This window comes from Nostoc sp. (assembly GCF_036917775.1).
In the GTDB taxonomy this organism is placed as follows: Bacteria; Cyanobacteriota; Cyanobacteriia; order Cyanobacteriales; family Nostocaceae; genus Nostoc.
The window spans coordinates 1-4,897 of the sequence record NZ_JBALEQ010000066.1 but is presented as its reverse complement, the minus strand read 5'-3'; the positions used below and the strand labels follow the sequence as shown (position 1 = coordinate 4,897).

The window sequence follows — 4,897 nt, the reverse complement described above, 5'->3', positions numbered from 1 at the left end:
AATTCTTGCCAAAGGACTTGTCATATTCTTTCCACATAATTGCTACTGCAATTTTTTATTATCTCATGCTATTTATATTAAGGATAAGTCTAATGTAAAAATAACTTGAACAATTAGAGTTGACTCATCTTCAGCCCACGTAAAGCACAAGCTACATGGAACTTGGGATACTAATGTGCATAGCCGCTAGGCTAAACTATGTATAAAAACTTATAAGTATATAGAACTGAGTAAAAATGGATATTAGTATTAATAGCAGATTTACGGAAGTAGTCAAGGTTAAAAAATATAAAATCACGCCTAATCTGAATTAGCAAAAAAGGCGAGAGAAGTAAGAAGATGAAAGTTATACCAGTTTTCATTTGGATGCAATGCAGTCTGACCTCTCTCCTCAAAGGCTACCGTGTACACACAAATATAGGCAGCAAGGATTTCAACTCTTTAATTCCCCATAAATATCCAAATTTTCGGCGACATGAAACTTAATTTATCCCCCTAATTTTAGAGCTAGGGGGATAAATTAAGTTTCAGGTAGGATTTCTCGACTTGTGTGTACACCGTAGGCCCTGACGGTATTGAGCCGAGATACGTGTAAGTGCGATTTGTTCTTGCCCTCTGCCGTCTGCCTTACCCCAACCAAGATCACCAAAAGTTGCCAAGAACCCATAAAGTGGCCGCTTTAAAAGCCTGGAATGCTTATTTTTGCGTTGCCCTACTTTCACCATATTTTACAGCGATCGCATTCAATTCTCTCAAATCCGCTTCTATCATAGATTCTGTTTTGCGGCCACTTTATGCTTGAAAAACGGCCACATTATCCTTTAAGTGACAAAACTGTGGGTGTGGGTTCGCAGATAAGATGAAATGTGAACAACGAAGTTATAGGGGTTCCAGGCACCGAGATTCGCGCATAAAGTGAAATCGATTGTGGGGTAAGCGTTTGAGGCCGCTAGCGAATTCGCACATAAAGTGAAATGGTGTAACTAATCACAGAAATTAACTGGACTTTATGTGAAATTAGGAACATTCAACATCAGGGATACTGAAAATCCACTAGGAACGCAACTTGACTAGCTTGGCAAGAAAAATTACCAATACAGGCACGAAGAAAAACATAGGTAGATTCTTCAGCTTCAAGATGCGCTCTTTGGTTTGGTACGAATCTCTGAATGAAAGAAATTATATGTATCTTCTGGAAATTGACCCAGATGTCGTCTCCTACAAAACTCAACCCTTCAAAATTTCTTACATTTTAGATGACAAAGTACGGCGGTACACCCCGGATTTTTTAGTGCAAAGGCAGTCAAAACAACAAATTGTAGAAATTAAGCCAGCAACTTGGCTTGATGATGAAAAAAATGTCAAAAAATTTCCAGTAATAGCTTCTACTTTGAAGTCTCGTGGGTGGGAATTTGCCATGATCACTGATGAAATGATGAGTAGAGGCTCTCTGTTAAATAACGTTAAACTTCTCTATCGATATGCCAATATCCTTTTAACACTTCAACACCTGATTATTTGTCATCAATATTTTTATTCAAAATCAGCAATTACTCTAGCGACAGCTATAAAGGATCTACAGCCTCAAGGGATTGATAAACCCATTTTATTAAAATTAATTTTTGGGGGATTTTTAAAAACTGATTTATTGGTTAAACTAAAGGATAATAGTCCTATTTATTTATCCTCACAGCCTATCTCGCGGGGAGGCAAGGAAAATGATTAGAGTCAGATTCCAAGAAGGAATTCACTTGTGGCTGCATAATCGTGAGTATATTATCCAAGAGAAAACAGGCAACCAATTTAAGTTACTTGAAAAATCCACTAGTCAAATTAATTCGCTAAGTGAAAAAGAATTAGTCCAATACTTCTTCACTGGTCAGTTAACTTTTCAAAATTCGGACGAAACTGAAACTGTTAATTCCTGGCAAGCAGTAGATTTTTCGGAAATTCCTGAACATCTGAAAGCGGAAGCTCAACGCAAAGAAAAATATGTTTTAACAGTTTTAGAACAAAAAATATCAACATATACTTCTGCTTCCCTGACACCAGTTATCCAGCAAGTTGCCGAAAAAATTGAAGATAAACATCCCCCTTCATATATTACTCTTTATCGATGGGTAAAAGAATATCGCCATAGTGGTGGGAATATTCGCTCATTAATTCCTCAACATCAAGCAAAAGGTAACTTTAAGCCCAAAATAGCCCCAGAAGTATATCAATTAATAAAAGAAGTTATTAACGAAGTATATCTAACTCCTGAACGTCCTAATATTGCCAGTATCTATGATGTCGTAATTTGTCGGATTCTGGCAGAAAATAATTTAAGGAAATCAAACAGGCAAGCCACTCTCTCTATTCCTCATCGCTCCACCATTTACCGCCAAATTCAACAATTAGACACGATTGAAAAAATAGTTGGTCGTTATGGAAAGAGAACTGCCAGTTTAATGTATGACCCCGTTCAAGAAGGACCGCGACCCTCTCGTCCTTTAGAAAGAGTTGAAATTGACCATACACTTTTGCCTTTCTTTGTTGTTGATACAGATACAAGAATGCCCATTGGCACACCCTCTTTAACCAGTGCTGTTGATAAATATTCAGGAGTTATTGTTGGCTATTACCTGAGCTTTGAGCCTTTCAGTTCGCTTTCTGTTATGCAGTGTTTACTCCATACAATTCACCCAAAAGATTATGTAAAAAATAAATTTCCTTCGGTCACAAAAGACTGGAATGCCTATGGAATAATGGAAATTATTGTCGTTGATAATGGAAAAGAATTTTATAGCCAACACTTTCAAGATGCTTGTCAACAATTAGGGATAAGCATCCAATATACACCTCCTTATATGCCTTGGTATAAAAGTAGCGTAGAAAGGACGTTTAGTAGTTATAATACCCAGCTATTGCAGGGACAACCAGGGGCATTATTTCAGGAATTTACAAATCAGTATGATTATGACCCAAAAAAGAATGCTGTGGTTTCTCTTGAAGCTCTACAAGAGATGATTCATATCTTTATTGTAGACATTCATAATCAGAAGTATCATTCTCAATTTTGTACGCCAAGAGCCGAAATATGGTCAAAAGGAATAGCTGAATATCCGCCCACATTACCTCTAAATCTCCAGGATTTAAGAGTATTAGTCGGAGCCGTAGAAAAGCGAGTTATTACTAGAAGAGGTGTAGAGCTTTATGGGCTTTATTATAACAGTTATGAATTGGCTAGACTACGCTCTAATTATGAAAAAGAAGACAACAGAAGGCAAGGTGGCTTGAGAGAAAGAGAAAAAGCCACTATTAAGTATGACCCCACAAATTTATCAACAATCTATGTCCTTGACCCCAATAGCCATCAGTTTATCGTTGTACCAGCGATGAATCAGGAATACACTCAGGGTCTGACTCTTTGGCAACACAAAGTTATTAAAAACCTAGCAGCTATTGAGTCAAAAAGAGTTGATATTATAGCTTTGGCTTTAGCTAAACAGAAGATTCAAGAAATTGTGGAGCGTGAATGGCAAAAGTCTTCTAAAGGTAAAACGCGTAAATCGATGGCTAGATGGCTAGGGATTGGACGTGATGACTTAAAAGTAGATGAAGTTACATTTAACAATGAAAACCATTACAGCCCAAGCCGAAATAATCAGATAAAGACCGAGCAAGAATTATCAAATTTATTTAACCAAAGTAGTGAAATTGCAGGAATATCTGACTTAGGCAATCCTGATAATTCCTTAATAAACTTATTAGATAATCAACAAACTGAACTCAAAACTCATAATCAAGAATTACTAAACAATTCTGATAATAAAATTCTCAAAACTCCCAAACGCCAGAAAAATAAAACATCCGTTAATCCTCAAGAGATAGAGAATATTTTTCCTTCTGAAGAATCTGTGATTGAAATTGATAATTGGGAGCCAGATTTAACTGGTTGGGAGGTGAGTATTGGTTTACCCAAATAAGGAAATTAGCGACGATGCAAGTAGCCAAGATATCTTGAAAATTAGTTTGGCCGAGAAGCTCCAAATTATTAATAATATTTATGTTCTTTACCCTCGACTTCAAGAAGTCTTAGCAGCTATAGAGTACTGTCACCATTTTTCTTTAGGTAAGTCTGAGCCAGAATGTATGTTTCTTAGCGGTCAAACAGGAGTAGGAAAAACTACAATCTACAAAGCTTATGCTAACCTCCAATTTATCTGAGGTATATACAGCAAGAAGGCTTTACTATGCATCAGATGGAATCATGGCTCATGTGATGAAGCTAGTTCGGTATGGCACTTATTTAACTCTTAATAAAAATCAAGAAAAACTTGATTTAAATATTTTAGCAGCAGCTTTTGAAAAGTTTGTTCAAGCTGATAAACCTGAAAAAAATAATCCTTTTCTCACTGATAAATTTGAGATTCAGCCACTTCACTCTGCAACTCTAGACTTAGAAGTTGGCGGGACTAATAAACGCCTAAAATCTAAATATAAAGACTTAAGAGCCTCTCAAATATTAAGGAATTCTTGAAGAATAAATGCATAATCTAGTGCTGCTACGAACTCCAACTCCCTATGAAGATGAAAGTCTAGCTGGTTATCTAATTCGATTAAATGAAAGTAATTATTACTCTTCACCTAAGTGGATTTTGCAGCTAGCAGGTTTACATATTAATTGCAGAATTCCTCTCACTAACAGTCTTTATGAGCCTTCAACTTTGAGTCAGGTTATTCAGGTGAGCGATGAACAGCTCAAGGTAATGGCTTCTCTTCCTAATCAATTAGTTGGAGATGTTAATTCTCAGCAATATGCTATTTATAAGTATGCTAAAAAACTATGCCCACATTGTTTAACTGAATCTGCTTATTGCCGCAAAATTTGGGATTGGGATCTAGTCACAGCTTG

Annotated in this window: 6 protein-coding genes; all 6 read left to right on the top strand. The window is 36.4% G+C overall.

The annotated features are described in order from the left end of the window. Positions 1 to 595 precede the first annotated feature (595 nt). A complete protein-coding gene (locus tag V7K69_RS11195; RefSeq protein ID WP_335034254.1) occupies positions 596 to 802 on the top strand; it encodes a hypothetical protein in 207 nt (68 codons plus the stop codon). A 336-nt stretch (positions 803 to 1,138) separates the two neighbouring features. Beyond that, positions 1,139 to 1,726, top strand: a complete 588-nt coding sequence (locus V7K69_RS11190; protein ID WP_335034257.1) for a TnsA endonuclease N-terminal domain-containing protein — start codon at positions 1,139 to 1,141, stop codon at positions 1,724 to 1,726. Continuing rightward, positions 1,719 to 3,968, top strand: coding sequence for a Mu transposase C-terminal domain-containing protein (locus V7K69_RS11185; protein ID WP_335034251.1), 2,250 nt, complete (start codon positions 1,719 to 1,721; stop codon positions 3,966 to 3,968). Before V7K69_RS11190 ends, V7K69_RS11185 begins: the two co-directional genes overlap by 8 nt. Further along, positions 3,952 to 4,209 (top strand): TniB family NTP-binding protein, encoded by a 258-nt coding sequence (locus V7K69_RS11180; protein ID WP_335034248.1) that lies wholly within the window; start codon positions 3,952 to 3,954, stop codon positions 4,207 to 4,209. Before V7K69_RS11185 ends, V7K69_RS11180 begins: the two co-directional genes overlap by 17 nt. Beyond that, on the top strand, positions 4,187 to 4,522 hold the full coding sequence (locus V7K69_RS11175) for a hypothetical protein (protein WP_335034245.1): 336 nt from the start codon (positions 4,187 to 4,189) through the stop codon (positions 4,520 to 4,522). Before V7K69_RS11180 ends, V7K69_RS11175 begins: the two co-directional genes overlap by 23 nt. A gap of 7 nt (positions 4,523 to 4,529) precedes the next feature. Continuing rightward, positions 4,530 to 4,897 (top strand): TniQ family protein (locus tag V7K69_RS11170; RefSeq protein ID WP_335034242.1); only part of this gene is annotated, 368 nt, incomplete at its 3' end.